Here is a 13,471-nt window from a genome sequence, read left to right on the forward strand (position 1 = left end):
CCCGAGCGGTGCTTGAGGGGACACGGCCACGCTGAACGCAGTGCGACGCGACGGTACACGTTTGCCCGGGGAGCAGGAGCGATGAGTAACGAGAGAACCGCAGAGTCGGGGCTGCCCATCGAACCGGTTTACGGGCCGGGTGCGTTGGAGCGGTGGGATCCCGCCGAGAAGCTGGGCGATCCGGGTGCGTACCCCTTCACGCGTGGTGTCTACCCGTCCATGTACACGGGCCGCCCCTGGACCATGCGGCAGTACGCGGGGTTCGGCACGGCGGTGGAGTCGAACGCCCGCTACAAGCAGCTCATCGCGAACGGCACGATGGGCCTCTCGGTCGCCTTCGACCTGCCGACCCAGATGGGCCACGACTCCGACGCCCTCATCGCGCACGGCGAGGTCGGCAAGGTCGGCGTGGCGATCGACTCCGTCGAGGACATGCGGGTGCTGTTCGGCGGCATCCCGCTGGACAAGGTCTCGACATCGATGACGATCAATGCGCCGGCGGCCCTGCTGCTGCTCATGTACCAGCTGGTCGGCGAGGAACAGGGCGTGCCGGCCTCCCAGCTCACCGGCACGATCCAGAACGACGTGCTGAAGGAGTACATCGCGCGCGGGACGTACATCTTCCCGCCGAAGCCCTCCCTCCGGCTGATCGCCGACATCTTCAAGTACTGCAAGGCCGAGATCCCGAAGTGGAACACGATCTCGATCTCCGGCTACCACATGGCCGAAGCGGGCGCCTCCCCCGCGCAGGAGATTGCCTTCACTCTGGCCGACGGGATCGAGTACGTCCGCACGGCGGTCGCCGCCGGCATGGACGTGGACGACTTCGCGCCTCGGCTCTCCTTCTTCTTCGTGGCCCGTACGACGATCCTCGAAGAGGTGGCCAAGTTCCGTGCGGCCAGGCGAATTTGGGCCCGCCTGATGAAGGAGGAGTTCGGCGCGAAGAACCCGAAGTCGATGATGCTGCGCTTCCACACGCAGACTGCGGGCGTCCAGCTGACGGCCCAGCAGCCCGAGGTCAATCTCGTCCGTGTCGCAGTGCAGGGCCTCGCGGCCGTCCTCGGCGGCACGCAGTCCCTCCACACGAATTCCTTTGACGAGGCGATCGCGCTCCCGACGGACAAGTCCGCCCGCCTGGCGCTGCGCACCCAGCAGGTCCTCGCCTACGAGACTGATGTCACCGCCACCGTCGACCCGTTCGCCGGTTCGTACGTCGTCGAGAAGATGACCGACGACGTCGAGGCCGAGATCCTGAAGCTGATGGGCCGGGTCGAGGAGATGGGCGGCGCGGTCAACGCGATCGAGCGCGGCTTCCAGAAGGCCGAGATCGAGCGCTCCGCGTACCGGATCGCTCAGGAGACCGACAGCGGCGAACGCGTCGTCGTGGGTATCAACCGGTACACGATCGACGTCGAGGAACCCTACGAGCCGCTGCGTGTCGACCCGGTGATCGAGGCCCAGCAGGCCGAACGCCTCGCGAAGCTGCGCGCCGAGCGCGACCAGTCGGCGGTGGATGCGGCGCTCACCGCCCTCAAGGAGGCAGCAGACAGCACGGACAACGTGCTGTATCCCATGAAGGACGCCCTCAAGGCACACGCCACGGTCGGCGAGGTCTGCCATGCACTCCGGGAAGTCTGGGGCACCTACGTCCCCACCGACGCCTTCTGACCGACCGTCCCCACGCATCCCCCCGCCCCAAGGACCCCCCATGTCTGTGAGCAGGACAGAAGGCACCCTCCGCGTGGTCATCGCGAAGCCGGGCCTGGACGGCCACGACCGCGGCGCCAAGGTCATCGCCCGCGCACTCCGCGACGCCGGCGTCGAGGTGATCTACACCGGACTCCATCAGACGCCACGCCAGATAGCCGACGCCGCACTGCAGGAAGACGCTGACGCGATCGGCCTGTCGGTGCTCTCCGGAGCCCACATGACCATGTTCGCCGAGGTTCTCTCCATCCTCCAGGAAGAAGACGCCGACGACATCACCGTGTTCGGCGGGGGGATCATCCCCGCATCCGACATCCTCAGCCTCCGGGACATGGGGGTGGCCGCCCTGTTCACCCCCGGCACACCCACACACGAGATCACAGCATGGGTCCTGGAGCACGCCTGAGCGCTGATCGGACGTTTCACCCTGTTTCATCACGTGATGCCGTCGATCCGGGGGCGGGTAGTTGGTGTGTGGGGAATGCTCTGAGCTGTGGGGTTGGGCGGGTCCTGCCACCGTCGGTGCAGTGCGGGCGGGACTGCCTGCCTGGATTACGTCTACCTGCTGGGGACTTGGCGCAGCCTGTGCTGGGCCCTGTGCCGTGTGACTCCGCCCGGTGGGGCAGCGGACGGGGAGCTGGTCGCGGTCCGTGTGGTGTCCGCCGTCCGCCGGTCGTAGGAAGCGGTCCGCCTCGTGCTCGGTGTGCTGGGAGCGCAGTACTCGTGGAGTGGGCCCGCATGTCTTTGGGGTGGGAACAGGGACCTACACTCGGCCCGTGATCGTCGTCGCCGGCCAGACCATTTATCAGCTCAGTGAGAAGTTCGGTGAGGCTGACGCTGTTGTCTGGATCGTCCTGCTCGTGATCTGGTCGGTGACGGCCAAATGGAGGCAGCCAGCGGTAGCGCAGGGCGAGGACCAGGGTCGCCTGCAGCAGCTGGGCCGCAAGCGGTCGCGCTGGATGGCGGTGTGTCTTGTCGCAGTTGCGGTTCTGTGGCCCGTTCTTGACTTCTTCTTCCTCCTGGACTTTGGCTGCGACTTCGCCTCGTGTTAGTGCCGCATCAGGCAGCGTGTGCCCGTCGAGGAGCGGCGTCCGGTAGGGCGTGTTGGACGCGGTGGTCGCAGAGTGCCGTCCGCCGCGGTGCTGCTGCGGTGAGGATGGCTGAGGCGAGGGCGTCGCCGGTGCGGAAGCCGGACAGTTGCGCCATGGTGCCGCGTCCTGTGCGGGCGGCTTCGCCGCGGGTGAGGGCGGTGTCGCGGACGGCGGTGACGGCCCGCTGGGTGACTGCGCGTATGTGGGTGTCGGGCAGGGACATGAGTGCCGATACCCAGGGAGAGAAAATTACACCCCCTCCCGCTCAATGCGCAGAGAAAGTTACAGTCAGAGGTAACTATCTCTGTGGAACTGTGTAATTATCTTTGTATGGACCGTGCTGAACAGCTTGCCGTGCTCTCCGGAGCCGCGGCGGACCAGTGGGGCTTGGTCACCACCGCCCAGGCCAAAGAGCTCGGCCTGAACGCCGTGCAGTTGCTGCGTCTGACCGAGGCCGGCCTGCTAGAGAACGTCAGCCGCGGTGTCTACCTCCTGACCGCCGGCGGCATGCCCCGTCACGTGGAGATCAAGGCCGCCTGGCTGCGCCTGCAGCCCAAGACGTTCGCCTGGGACCGCCCGGCAGGCCACCCGGACTCCGGCGTCATCTCCCACGCCTCGGCCTGCCGGCTCCACGAACTGGGCGACATCCCCGCCCCCGACGTCGAGATCACCGTGCCGCGCCGACGGACCACGAACGAGCCGTTCGTCCGCCTGCGCACCGCGTCCCTGGATCCTTCAGAGACCACAGTGGTCGATGGTCTCCCGGTCACCACCGCCACCCGCACCATTACCGACCTGCTCCAGGCAAAAGCCGACGGCGGCCACATCGGCGGGGTCATCGCCGAAGCAGGACGCCGCGACCTGATCGCCCTGGACGACGTCGCCGAACGCGTGCAGCCCTACGTCCGCAAGTACGGTCTCAAAGCCACCGCCACCGGACGCGAGCTCATCGAGCACCTCGCGGAACAGGCGGGTGAGAGCCTGCGCCGTCAGGAAGTCGACCGGGCCAGCCAAGAAGGCTTCGACGCAGCCGTCCACCTGCTGGCCCACAACCCCGACCTTGCCGCCTACCTCGCCCAGCACACCCCGAGCAGCTCCCGCACCGTCAAGGCATGGAAGGAAGACACCGCCGCGCTGCTGCGCGGGATCCGGGGGGCCGAACTCCCCGGCCTCCCGCGTGACTATCCCAACGCCGCCGAACTTGCCGGACTGCGTAAGTCCCTCCACGCCATCGACCGGCAGCTGAAGCTGAGGATGTCCAACCCAGCCCTGACCGAGACAATCACCGGACTCGGCATGCTGAGCAAGGCCATCCAGGACTTCGAGCAGCGGGGGAAGCAGCACCTGCCGGCCCTGACCGAGGCGCTGCGTGGGCTGAATCAGCTTCAGCTCTGGCAGGACAGGGCCCTGCCACCTTCCGTCCGCAAGGCTCTGGAAAGCGCATCCGGCTCCATTGCTGCATCCCAGCAGCCAGCATCGCCCCCCACCTCGCAGAGCACGCCGGACAGTGAGTCAGCCGACGGCCGCCCCGATGCAGAAGGGACGGACTGACCCGCCAAAGGGACCTGATGGATGATCAACCCGGGCGTAAAGTCAGCAGCCTTGAAGCAGCACGCCAGGGGGCGATCCATGGGCAAGACCTACACGAGCCCGACAGCGTTCCGAGCGGCTTTGAAACAAGCCGCACTGAACATGTCGAAGAAGACCGGCATGAGCGTCTCCGACCTCATGAAGATCTTCTACTTCAACCGGCTCGCGGCCCGCGTCTTCACCAAAGAACCCGACGGCTGGCTCATCAAAGGCGGCCAGGCCCTGCTGGTCCGCTACCGCGGCGCCGCCCGCCTCAGCCAGGACATCGACCTGCAAAGCGTTGACCCCGAGCGCAGCGCCGACGAAGCCCGGCAGTTGGTGATCGAGGCCGCCTCGCTGGATCTGGGTGACTACCTCCGCTACACCCCGACCAAGTTCGAAAACCACAGTGACGAGGGCCGCGGCTGCGCGCAGCACTTCAAGGTCTTCTGCGGGACAGCCGAAGTGGCCGACATCAAGGTCGACCTCGTCGTGGGCCGCACTCTCTCCGGCGCCCCGGAGACCCGCACCCTGAAGTCCGCCGTCGACATCGAATGGCCTGTGGATTGGCCCGATGTCCGCCTCTACCCCGTCATCGACCATGTCGCCGACAAGATCTGCGCCATGTACGAGCGCCACGGCGAGAATGCCCAGCACGGCTCCAACCGATACCGCGACCTGGCCGACCTCCTCCTGATCAGCCAGCAGGAGGCCATCCCCGGACAGGCCGTCGCCCAGGCTCTGCACCGTGAAGCCGAACGCCGACGGCACAACGGCACCCCTGTGGTGCTTCCTGCCGTCTTCGAGGCACCGGGCCCCGACTGGCACGCCGGTTACCCCAAGCAGGCCGCCCTGGTCGTCGGCCTCCAGGGCTGCGGCACCTTCGCCGAAGCGGAACAGGCCGCCGCCGCATTCATCAACCCCGTGCTCCACAACACAGCCCAAGGGACCTGGGACCCACACCACGGCACCTGGGCATAGAAACCGCTGACTCGGAAGACCGCCTTCCTTCATGTTCCCGGAGGTCTACCGAGATCCGGCAGTCGTTCGGGGCGGCGCTGGCGTCTGCTGCGCGGTGCGCACCTGCCCGGCCGCCGTGGTGCCGGGGATGTGGGGCAGGCCCAGAGTGTGCGCCCATGCCTGAGCGATCTCGCGGCGCAGATCGTCGACTGCGGAGCGAACCTCGCCGAGATCGCCGATCATCCGTCCCTGCCGTCGGCGCAGTTCGCGGTTTTCCTCCCGTACGCCGGTGGTGCTGTAGGTGATGTGTTCCAGCACCTTGCTGTGCCGGCTCTCCTGCACCTGATACAGCGCGCTGATCCCGGTGTTGGGATCGGTGAGCATCAGGCGGATCTCCCCGAGCTCACTGATGATCTTTTCGATGTCCCGTCGTGCCAGTTCAGCCGTTTCGCGTATGCCGGACACATCTGCCCGCGCCGGTGCGTCGGCGCCTTCGCCGGGGGCCACCGGGGGGGCAACCATACCGGCGGCTTCGTCGACGGCGAGGGGTGCCCCAAAGTGCTGCGCCGGGAGGAGATGCAGTCCTGCCGCATCTTCATCTGGCAGTACTTCACCCGCCCCACCCCCCAGCGAGGTCGGGCCGCGCTACCCGACGCAACCTGCTGCCGGTGCGCGAGCAGCGGGGGAGCTCGCCCCACTCGGAGTCGGCGGCGGCCGGACTTGCTGACGGGAGGTCGGCTACGGAGCTTCCTTGCGGAAGAGGGACAGCAGGGTCTGGGCCGGCAGGGCGCCGGGGTTGAAGAACTGCGTGGCCAGAGCGGGCGGCACCGTCGTTCCCTGCATGCGGACCTCGTGGCAGGTGAAGCAGAATGCCGCCTCGAACAGCGCCAGATCGAGAGAGTCGTCGTAGGCCCGGACGCTCCAGCCCGGCGAGAAGCCGCAGCGGTGCTGTTCACTGCCGGGCAGGCTCTTGATCAGGGCCAGGGCGGCTGCGGCCTCGCTCCCGGCCCAGTGGGCAACTGGGCAACCGCCGTGCCGGGGTAGGGGACGTCCCGCCTGGTGGGAAAGGCGGAGATCCGTACGACCTCGATCAGCACGGTGGCGGTAACGGCTTCGGCGGGGAGCTGCATGAGCGCAGTCTGCCCGTCAGGTTCGCGGGCGGGTAAGGGGCACAGACGCCTTCGGCAGGCGCAGGCCGGTGTCGGTTCGATCGACCGGATGCCATCCACTGCGGAAGTCGCACCGACGCCGAGACCACAGAGGACGCCGTCACTTGTTCCTCGACCGGCGAACGCTGCCGGGGAGGGGGGTTGGGCGCGGGCCTTTCCACAGGCGGGGAGCGCCCCTTGTCACGCTGGTCGATGACCGGTACAACAGGGCCGTGACCGACCCTTTCGCGCCACCTCCGGACGGCCAACTCGCCCGGCCGGCCACGCCCGCCCCGGCGGGCAGGAGGCGTTGGACCAAGGAGTCGGCCGGAGGCGCGTTCGCGGGCTTTGCGGCCTTCTGGGGCGCCCAAATGCTGGTCTTCGAGCCCGTCAGCCAGATGCTTCCCAGGTATGAGCACACCGTCACTGCCCTGACGGGATTCCTTGCCGCAGCGGCTGCCTATCCGCTCGCCAGGTGGTGGCTCAAACGCCTGCCGCCGTCGGACTCATCCAGGCGGTAGGCAGTAGCACAACGGCAAGTCGACGGACCTGGGAACCAGTACGGCCACCGCAGCTGTGGACCGGCTGACCCCAGCCGTGGCGACCGCGCCCGCCGCCCCATCACCACCACCCGCTCACCGCACAGCCATGTCTCCCGCTGGCCGAGCTGTGCAGCAGCTCACTGTCGGCGTTTGCCAGGCTCGATCTTGCTGCCAACAAGCGTGCCTATGTGTCAACTACCGTGCTTCGGCTCAGTCGAGTGTGACTGAGCGCTTCAGTTGGCCAGTTGAGCGTTCGGTTCCCGGCCCGTCCCTCATCCCACGTCCTGTCGGACGAGCGCGTGCGCGATGGGCTCGCCGCTGCGCTGCGCGTAGGTCATTCGTTCGCGTATTTCACGCAGGGCCCGGGGGCGGTATCCAGGCCCGCCGCAGCAGCTCTTGTGGAACCCCACGCCGGCGTTCAGCAGCACCGTCAGTGTCCGCCATGCCGCGGTATCCCGCCGTCGGGGCGTGGCGAACGCCGAACCTGCGTGGATCAGCGGCTGCGCGCAACGGGGGCAGGTCCGCTGTCGCGTTCTGTCGTAGGGCTGCTTGTAGGAGGCCCGGCAAGAGAGACAGACGTACGAGGTCTTCGCATGAGCCATGCGCTCAACCCTAGAGATCCCCCTGGGGGGCCGACCAACGAATTGAACAGATCAAGAAGCCAGGAAGGAGTGTCGGCACGCCTTCCAGACCCAACTGGCCAACTCGAACGCTCACTCGCCAACTGAAGTGCTCAGTCACATCGAGGTGCTGACGTTCTGGATGCAGGTGAAGGTGGTCAGTAGTCGAGGTCGAGGTAGTCGATGTCGTTGAGGGTGACGTCGGAGAGTCCTGTGGCGCGGGTTCCGCCGTCCTGGAAATAGACGTCTTTGAGTCCTTCGGCGATGATCTGGCGCATGTGCTGGTCGCTGGCGCCTGTGTTGCGGGCGTCGAAGAGGCGTTGTGCGTAGGTGGGGGGGAGGTGGACGGTGAGGCGGCGGAAGCGTCCGTCGTCGGTGGTGCCGATGGGTGCGGTGTACCCGAATCGGGCCCTGGTCTCCACAGTGATTCCGGTCGTGGTGGAGGCCCGCTTCTGCCGGCGTTTGCGCACTTGTGGCTGCCAGCGGGCCCGTACCGCGTCGTTGATCTTCGCGGCGATGTCGGGGCGGGCGTGTTTGCGGGCGCCGCGCCGGTAGCGGTTGACGGAGTCGGCGGTGACGCCGATCTCCTGCGCGACGGCCTTGGCGCTGCCCAGCTGCCGGATCAGGTAGCCGATCTGCCCTTTGAGTGTCTTCGGCGGCTGGCGGGTGAAGCTCTCCCGGTCGGCCCGCTCGATCGCGTCGTCGATCTCCCCCACAGCTTTACTCTCCTTCGTCGAGGACGGCGTCGCCGCCCTTGATGTGGCGGGCGGGGTTGTAGCCCTGCTCCATCAGGTCGACCGCCCAGAGCATGGACTGGACGCCCTCGAGCTTGGCCAGACCCGGGGTGGGTCCGAGGCGGAAGCCGCCCGGCTGGGGCTTGCCGGAGGCGGCGTACGGGAGGAAGTCCAGCGGCGAGTCGCCTGGGCTGGGATAGACGACGCAGTCGGAGAGTACGGCGAGCGGGTACAGGCCCGTCATGGTGGCCATGTTGCGCAGTTTGCGGTGCATGTTGATGCGGGCCTTGGAGATGACGGCGGCGCGGATGTCGGGGCGCCAGGTCGGCCGCTGGAGGGCCGGCCACCGCTCGCCCTCCTTGTAGCGCTTGCCCTGGGGGCGTTCGCGCAGCTTGCCGATACCGCCCTTCACGGTCGCCTTGATGGCGGCGAGCACGGCCGCCATCGCCGGGTCGACGTCCTTGTGCCGCTCCATCGCCGCCAGGAACTCCGCGTCGGTCAGGTCCTTGGTGACGCCGAGGTCGGCGAGGGTGTCGACGTAGGCGGTCTTCAATCGGTCGTGCCACGGATCCAGGTAGGCGCCGGTCTCGCGGCGCAGGTACCCCTCGATCGGGGCGACGTTGTAGCCGAGCTCCTGGGCGTAGGCGACGGTGTGCGTCTGATACCAGGCCGGTCCCGTCGGCCGGGTGCCGTCCGGCGTGAACGGCGAGGGCAGACGCGGGTCCACCTCCACGTGGGAGAGATCGACCAGCCAGGAGCCGGGGATCTTCGGGTTGAACGTCGGGGCGTGGAAGTGGTCCGGGGCGGACAGGCCGACGACCAGGCGGGCCGCGGCGGCGAGGAACGCGGTGTTCAGGTCCAGGCCGACCGCGTACGGCAGCGTGCACTCCTCATCCGTCAGCAGGCTGACGTCGCGCACCCACTGGTACGCCTCCTCGTTCAGGAACCCGCCGCTCCAGCCGGAGTTCACGACGACGGGGTGTTCGGCGGTGGCCTCCGGCGGCGCGGGGTCCATCGGCTCCGTCCCGAGCGAGCCGGGGTTGTGGCCGGGCACCCAGTTCCCCGTCTGCGGGTCCTGCACCGCGCGGGTGGGCGGGCGCAGCGCCGTCATCAGCTCCAGCCCGGACACGGCCGTCGACCCGCGCGGGGTGATGACCCGCTGGGCGTAGATGCCCAGGACGCGGGCGACGTCGGCCGGCTCCATCTCCGTCACACCGGGCCAGGACCGCTCATCGAGGGCGTCCCACGACAGGACCGCCAGCTGAACGCACTGCCGCTCGCGCCCCTGCGCCTTGCGGTAGATCCTGGCCCACGGCCCGAACCCGCGCTGGGTGAGTCGCCATTTCGCCTTCACCACCTGCTTGACCACCGGGTGATCCTCCGCAAGGCGCAGGGAGCGGCGCTGCTCATGGCCCTCCAGGCGCTCGGGCAGTCCGAGCTTCACGGCGGCCGCGGCGGTGAGCACGATCAACGGGTCGCTGTCCTTGCCGTTGCGGTGCAGACGCGGCGCACCGAGCCCGGATTCCCTGAGCGTCCACTCCACCAGCTCCACCACGGTCGTCGCCGGGCAGTCGAGCACGATGCCGCCCGTGCCGTACGCGGAGCCGTCACCGTCCAGGACCGCGAGCGGGCCATGCGGAAACCGCGGATCGGCTCCCGGCCTCGCAGCCTTTTCAACGGCCTGACGCCGCGACGTCGCGCCGGACCGGGTGGCGGGACGCCCTGGTCCCGCACCCGGAACGTCAGACGGCGGGGCGTCTGCCGACTCCGCCTCGGGCGTGGCGGGTGGGGTGGGTGCAGTCGGGGCCTTCGCGGTAGCTGAGGGGGCGTTGGGGGCGGGGTGCTTGGCTGCCCATCCGTTGAGTAGCCGCTGGTAGGCGTCCAGGCGTGGTGACTTCGGTTCGCTTCGGCCGTTCTCCCAGTTCTTCACCGACTGGGTTGTGGTCTTCAGCGCGGTGGCGAGGCGGGCCTGGGTGATGCCGGCAGCTTCACGGAGCCGGGCCCGCTCCGTCGGGGGCGGCAGGTGCGGCTCCTCGTTCAATAGAGCGTCGACGGACGCGAACAGCTCTTCCTCAGATGGCATGCCCCGCACCCTTTACTCGAGATCCAACCTAAACTTATCCAGTAACTTAGCCCCTTCCTTAACCTTCCGCCGCCCATTCGAGTCCCAGCGTGGCGAGTGCGGCGAGTTTGTCGTCACCGAGTTTGGTGCGGCGGGTTTTCTGGTTCATGGTCCATACCCCAAGGCGGACTTCGGTCCCGTCCGGCAGGGCTTCTACGTGCCCCCTGGGCACTGTCAGGTGCCCTTCCCGGGTTTTGTACTGCGTCAGGGCCGCGACGCCCTTCTCGAAGGCGCTCACGGGCGTTGTGGGCGGCTTCGCGGGCGCTTCCAGCTCCAGGGCCGGAGTGGGCGGTGTGATGCCGAGTTGTTCCAGGCGTTCGCGCTGTCCGGCCGCCAGGGCCTCCCAGACCGACCGGGTGCGCTGCTTGGCCAGCCATTTCCCGATGTCCATGCCGTGGATGGTGAACCCGGGCAGTACCTCGGTCTCACCGGCCTGTCCGTCTTCGTCGGCCACGAGCTCGCGTAGTGCGGCGTAGTGGCGTTGCCAGTCCGCCGGCCACACCGGGTTCCAGTCCGGGTCTACGGCCTCCAGCGCGGCCTTCCACTCCGGGTGACCCTCCAGCGCACCCGCGCGGCGGAGGTTGGACAGCCACTGCCCGACCGGCCGGTCGAGCATGGTCGCCGACCTCGGGGCGCAGAGTGTCCAGTGCTGCTCGTAGTAGGCCTTGGTGGCTTCGAGGTTTTCCTGGAAGCGTTCGTCAGCGAGGCTCCAGACCATGCCGAGTTGTTCGAGCCGCCTCGCGCGTTGGCCGGTCATCTGTCCGGCTGTGTGGGCGCGTCGTTGTTCTGCGATCCATTGTCCAAGTGGTGTGGCGCCTTCACGGTGTCCGTAGGGCACGCGGGCGTTCCCGACCCGTTCGACGTATGTCTTGAGTTTCGTCCAGGCGCGGGCCCAGTCCTGGCGTTCGGTGTCGATCACGTTGAAGCTGACCCAGTCGGCGACCGTCACGGGATCTCTGGGGGCGGCGAATCGGAGCAGCAGCCGTGATTCGGCTTCGCCTTCCTCGGGCGGCGTGCCGATGTTCACGGACGGTTGGGCGACGTCCTTCCGGGGCTCTTGGGGAATGGCCAGCAGTTCCACGGCTTCTTCATCGTGGGCCCGCAGTCCTTCCAGGACTTTCACCAGGGGCCGGTAGGACCCGGAGGTGAACATGTCCTCGGGCTGCTCTCCGGGCTGGAGGAAGACGGGCACGATCAAGGAGGCGAGTTTGCCTTGTCCGGGCTTTTGGCGGAGTGCCCGGCCGATGGCCTGGACGATGTCGTGCGGCGCGCCCTTGGGGTCCAGCAGGGCGACGGAGTCCACCGCGCGGATGTCGACGCCCTCGCCCAGGACACGGCAGTTGGAGAGCACGGCCCGTTGCGCCGTGGACCCGAACGAGCCGAGAACCTCCCGCCGGTGCTCGGGGACGTGTTCGCCGCACAGCCAGTCGGCCCAGATCCGAGCCGGGTACGTCTCCGGCTGATCCGCGTGCAGCTTCGCCGCCACCCGCTCCAAGCCCTCTGCGTAGGCCTGTGCCTCGATGGTGCGGTGGTGGAAGGTGATGCACGTCGACAGGTCGTGCTGCGCCATCGTGTGCAGGAGCGCGGCCTGCAGGGCTCCGAGCCGCTGCCCGCGCACTTCCTCGCTGTGCCGCTCCTCGCCCATCAGCTTCTCCGGGGTGACGACCGGGTCCTTCAGCTCCAGGACGATGATCTGGTACCGCGCCAGCAACCCCCGCGAGACGGCCGACGCCAAGCTGAGCTTGTACAGGACGGGCCCGAAGACGGTCTCGTCGTCCATGGACGCTGCCATCTCCCGCGGCAGCGGATCCCGCACTCCCTCAGCAACCTCCCGGCTCAGCCGCTCTTCCCAGATCCGCGGTGTGGCCGTCAGGTACAGCCGCCGGTACGCCGGGATGACGCTCTGGTCATGGATGGCCGCCCAAGCCTTCCCCATCGACCCTGACGTCCGGTGCGCCTCATCAACCACCGCCAAGTCCACCGGGGCCAACTGCTGGCCGTAGACACCCTCGAAAGCCTCCGCCAGTACACCCAAAGACGCGTAGGTGGCGTAGATGGTCACCGGCCCCTGCCCATGCCACAGCGCCAACTGGATCGGGTTCGTCGTGGAGCGCACCTTCAACGACCACAGCCCCGGATCGTCCTGAAGCGAACACACCGCAACCGCCGGCCCCTTGTGCCCGGCCTCATGCCACGCCCTCACCGTCTGCGCCAGCAGATCCAGCGTCGGCACCAGCACGAGCACACGCCCCCTGGGCACAAGCCGCCTCGCCGACGCCGCCGCCATGATGGTCTTCCCCGTCCCACACGCGGCGTGCACCTGCCCACGAAGACCATTCCAGGGAATACCACCCGGCGGAACATCAAGACCCCGCACAATGGCAGCAACGGCCTCGATCTGGTGATCACGCAACTTCACGGCCATGCCCCGTGCTCTCCCTTTCGCGGAATGCAGCGCGTAATAGCAAATAGAATCCAGGCGCAAGGTGCGCGGCGGTAGGGTGTAGCACCTAATCCCAGACTCTACACAGCCACAACTCGTGATGCATCACCCGCACACCAACTCCTGCGCCCGAGGGTGACACAGTGACTCAATCTCACTCGCGAACGGCCGGTTACCCTGTAGGCTGACAGGCCATTGGCAAACATGTCGGGACAGGCCAGCCAGCGGGGGAGGAGTTCAGGGTGGAGCGCAGCGGAACCCGTCACCACCGCGAGGCCGGCACCCCATCAGTCCGACGGTCCGTCACATCCGTTACAGAGATGATAGCCGGGAATCCCAAGCCCTACACAGACCCGCGCCTGACGCACCCACCCCCACTGCCAGCCCCAGGAATCCCGCTTGCGGGATTCCCCCAAGTCGCGCTTGCGCGAATTGACACGCACCCAGAATTCCGCTTGCGGAATTCGATTCCCGCGCTCGCGGGGGAATCTGGCGGAGCGTCAGCGGAGCCGTTCCCTATGCAGCGCGCCAGCGC

At 67.8% G+C, this 13,471-nt stretch carries 12 protein-coding genes; 5 read left to right on the plus strand and 7 right to left on the minus strand.

Annotated elements, in window-relative coordinates; translation table 11 throughout:
• Positions 1 to 81 precede the first annotated feature (81 nt).
• From OG841_RS48530 to OG841_RS48540, 3 genes are all read left to right on the plus strand, one after another.
• Positions 82 to 1,668, plus strand: a complete 1,587-nt coding sequence (locus OG841_RS48530) for an acyl-CoA mutase large subunit family protein (protein ID WP_331722375.1) — start codon at positions 82 to 84, stop codon at positions 1,666 to 1,668.
• A 40-nt stretch (positions 1,669 to 1,708) separates the two neighbouring features.
• Positions 1,709 to 2,113 carry a cobalamin B12-binding domain-containing protein gene (locus OG841_RS48535; RefSeq protein WP_331722376.1) on the plus strand — a complete coding sequence of 135 codons (405 nt, stop codon included), beginning with the start codon at positions 1,709 to 1,711 and terminating at the stop codon, positions 2,111 to 2,113.
• A gap of 370 nt (positions 2,114 to 2,483) precedes the next feature.
• A complete protein-coding gene (locus OG841_RS48540; protein WP_328643873.1) occupies positions 2,484 to 2,759 on the plus strand; it encodes a hypothetical protein in 276 nt (91 codons plus the stop codon).
• A gap of 7 nt (positions 2,760 to 2,766) precedes the next feature.
• On the opposite strand, the gene OG841_RS48545 is transcribed toward OG841_RS48540, so the two are convergent.
• On the minus strand, positions 2,767 to 3,021 hold the full coding sequence (locus OG841_RS48545; protein ID WP_365123868.1) for a hypothetical protein: 255 nt from the start codon (positions 3,019 to 3,021) through the stop codon (positions 2,767 to 2,769).
• An 83-nt stretch (positions 3,022 to 3,104) separates the two neighbouring features.
• On the opposite strand from OG841_RS48545, the gene OG841_RS48550 reads away from it, so the two are divergent.
• Both OG841_RS48550 and OG841_RS48555 read left to right on the plus strand, forming a co-directional pair.
• The gene (locus OG841_RS48550) at positions 3,105 to 4,349 is read left to right on the plus strand and encodes a type IV toxin-antitoxin system AbiEi family antitoxin domain-containing protein (protein WP_365123870.1); all 1,245 of its coding nucleotides are present in this window, start codon (positions 3,105 to 3,107) and stop codon (positions 4,347 to 4,349) included.
• A 159-nt stretch (positions 4,350 to 4,508) separates the two neighbouring features.
• A complete protein-coding gene (locus tag OG841_RS48555; protein ID WP_328643876.1) occupies positions 4,509 to 5,348 on the plus strand; it encodes a nucleotidyl transferase AbiEii/AbiGii toxin family protein in 840 nt (279 codons plus the stop codon).
• 45 nt (positions 5,349 to 5,393) lie between these two features.
• Here OG841_RS48555 and OG841_RS48560 read toward each other — a convergent pair whose 3' ends face one another.
• From OG841_RS48560 to OG841_RS48585, 6 genes are all read right to left on the minus strand, one after another.
• Entirely contained in the window at positions 5,394 to 5,834 is a 441-nt protein-coding gene (locus OG841_RS48560; RefSeq protein ID WP_331723138.1) for a hypothetical protein, read from the minus strand.
• A 467-nt stretch (positions 5,835 to 6,301) separates the two neighbouring features.
• The gene (locus OG841_RS48565) at positions 6,302 to 6,457 is read right to left on the minus strand and encodes a hypothetical protein (protein ID WP_365123873.1); all 156 of its coding nucleotides are present in this window, start codon (positions 6,455 to 6,457) and stop codon (positions 6,302 to 6,304) included.
• Positions 6,458 to 7,289: 832 nt separating this feature from the next.
• Positions 7,290 to 7,619, minus strand: coding sequence for a deoxyxylulose-5-phosphate synthase (locus OG841_RS48570; protein ID WP_328643879.1), 330 nt, complete (start codon positions 7,617 to 7,619; stop codon positions 7,290 to 7,292).
• 176 nt (positions 7,620 to 7,795) lie between these two features.
• Entirely contained in the window at positions 7,796 to 8,353 is a 558-nt protein-coding gene (tpg, locus tag OG841_RS48575; RefSeq protein WP_328643880.1) for a telomere-protecting terminal protein Tpg, read from the minus strand.
• Positions 8,354 to 8,357: 4 nt separating this feature from the next.
• Complete coding sequence (gene tap, locus OG841_RS48580) at positions 8,358 to 10,454, minus strand: telomere-associated protein Tap (protein WP_331722380.1); 2,097 nt, start codon at positions 10,452 to 10,454, stop codon at positions 8,358 to 8,360.
• A gap of 58 nt (positions 10,455 to 10,512) precedes the next feature.
• Positions 10,513 to 12,918: a DEAD/DEAH box helicase gene (locus tag OG841_RS48585; protein WP_331722381.1), complete on the minus strand. Its 2,406-nt coding sequence runs from the start codon at positions 12,916 to 12,918 to the stop codon at positions 10,513 to 10,515.
• Positions 12,919 to 13,471 lie beyond the last annotated feature (553 nt).

This window comes from Streptomyces canus (assembly GCF_041435015.1).
Taxonomy (GTDB): domain Bacteria; phylum Actinomycetota; class Actinomycetes; order Streptomycetales; family Streptomycetaceae; genus Streptomyces; species Streptomyces canus_G.

What these genes read in the sequence shown, in the direction of transcription:
- OG841_RS48530 (WP_331722375.1), top strand. Translation starts at nt 82, where the DNA reads ATGAGTAACGAGAGAACCGCAGAGTCGGGGCTGCCCATCGAACCGGTT.
- OG841_RS48535 (WP_331722376.1), top strand. Translation starts at nt 1,709, where the DNA reads ATGTCTGTGAGCAGGACAGAAGGCACCCTCCGCGTGGTCATCGCGAAG.
- OG841_RS48545 (WP_365123868.1), bottom strand. Translation starts at nt 3,021, where the DNA reads ATGTCCCTGCCCGACACCCACATACGCGCAGTCACCCAGCGGGCCGTC.
- OG841_RS48555 (WP_328643876.1), top strand. Translation starts at nt 4,509, where the DNA reads ATGAGCGTCTCCGACCTCATGAAGATCTTCTACTTCAACCGGCTCGCG.
- OG841_RS48565 (WP_365123873.1), bottom strand. Translation starts at nt 6,457, where the DNA reads ATGCAGCTCCCCGCCGAAGCCGTTACCGCCACCGTGCTGATCGAGGTC.
- OG841_RS48570 (WP_328643879.1), bottom strand. Translation starts at nt 7,619, where the DNA reads ATGGCTCATGCGAAGACCTCGTACGTCTGTCTCTCTTGCCGGGCCTCC.
- tap (WP_331722380.1), bottom strand. Translation starts at nt 10,454, where the DNA reads ATGCCATCTGAGGAAGAGCTGTTCGCGTCCGTCGACGCTCTATTGAAC.
- OG841_RS48585 (WP_331722381.1), bottom strand. Translation starts at nt 12,918, where the DNA reads ATGGCCGTGAAGTTGCGTGATCACCAGATCGAGGCCGTTGCTGCCATT.